The organism is Nocardia sp. NPDC051900, from assembly GCF_044452545.1.
Taxonomy (GTDB): Bacteria; Actinomycetota; Actinomycetes; order Mycobacteriales; family Mycobacteriaceae; genus Nocardia; species Nocardia sichangensis.
This window is the reverse complement of record NZ_JBITBU010000079.1, coordinates 1-1,245: the sequence shown is the minus strand read 5'-3', so window position 1 is coordinate 1,245 and position 1,245 is coordinate 1. Positions and strand designations below refer to the sequence as shown.

Annotated in this window: 1 protein-coding gene; it reads right to left on the bottom strand. The window is 59.3% G+C overall.

Annotated elements, in window-relative coordinates; genetic code table 11:
- On the bottom strand, positions 1-1,233 hold a 1,233-nt coding region (locus tag ACIA5H_RS37805), incomplete at its 3' end, for a hypothetical protein (RefSeq protein ID WP_397081172.1).
- Positions 1,234-1,245 lie beyond the last annotated feature (12 nt).

The window sequence follows — 1,245 nt, the reverse complement described above, 5'->3', positions numbered from 1 at the left end:
GCTTCCGTTTGCGTTGGATTTGCCGCTGTTGTTGCCTGCGCCGCTGTTGTTGCCGCTGCCGTTGTTGTTGCCGTTGTTGTTGTCTCCGGTTCCCCCGCTACCGCCTGTTCCACCAGTGGTGGCGGGTGCCGCGGTATTCGGGTCGACGAATTCGGGGACCTGGCCGGCGAGTGCACGCATCTCGGCGACGAAACCTTTGTTGTTACTGGTGTCATCGCCCTTGTCCCACCACTGCTGAGCATAGGTTTGGGCCTGATCACCGGTCCGGCCGCGCTTGGCGACATAGTTGACCGTGCCGTTGGTGTTCAACTTGATCTGGTCGTAGCGGGGAACGTGACCGTAGATGAACGCCAGGAAGTTGGCGGTGTTCCCCACGACATGAGACATGTCGACCATGCCCGCCCGCAACGTTTCGGCGGTACCGAGGTATTTGTCGATCGAGGCGATCGCCCGGTCGGCGCCCGCGCCCTGCCAGTGCCCCCGGGTGAACACGGGTTTGATGTTCTTGGTGAAGGTATCGATCGAGTTGCCCCAGATCTGGGACAGGGCCAGCCACTCACCCGACAACCACAGCATGTCACCACCGACCGAGCCCACGAGCATGGCGATGTTGGCGAAATCGTAGAGGTGCAGAGCGCCACCGAGTTCGATCAGCGGATCGATTCTGCCCTTGAGGGACTTGTCGAAACTCACCCCGGAACTGGCGGTGGTCGACAAACCCGGCCCGTCCGCCCACGACACCGAGGACGCCGCATGATACTTCGAGATCTCCGGCCAATGATCACGCGCGTTGGGTGCGACGAAGGTGTTCGCGTTCTGTCCCTCGGTGATCGAGTACTTCTTGTTCGCCGCGGTGAACGTGTTCGCGATATCGGTGACGATCGCTTGATGATTACCCAGAATGTCGACCAGTTCGGGGTTCGCTTTGTCGAAGAACGCGTCCGACAGATGTTTCATGCTCAGAAACTGATAGGAACTGGCCGGGAACGGTTTCGGCTGGGCAGGCCGTTTCGGATCGGTACTGGATTGATTGTTGTAATACCAGTCGAACTTCGGTGGCATGTTCTTCCCGGTCACGAAATTGATCAACCCGAGGATGTCGGCCACCAGATCCTCACAATATCCGGTCAGTTTACCCAGCGCGGCGCTGTCGACATTGAGGAGTTGAAGCTGACCGTTCTGGGCACTCTTCAACAATCCAGCCCAATCGGTCTGGTCGATACCCGCCGCCATCCTGCTCCTACC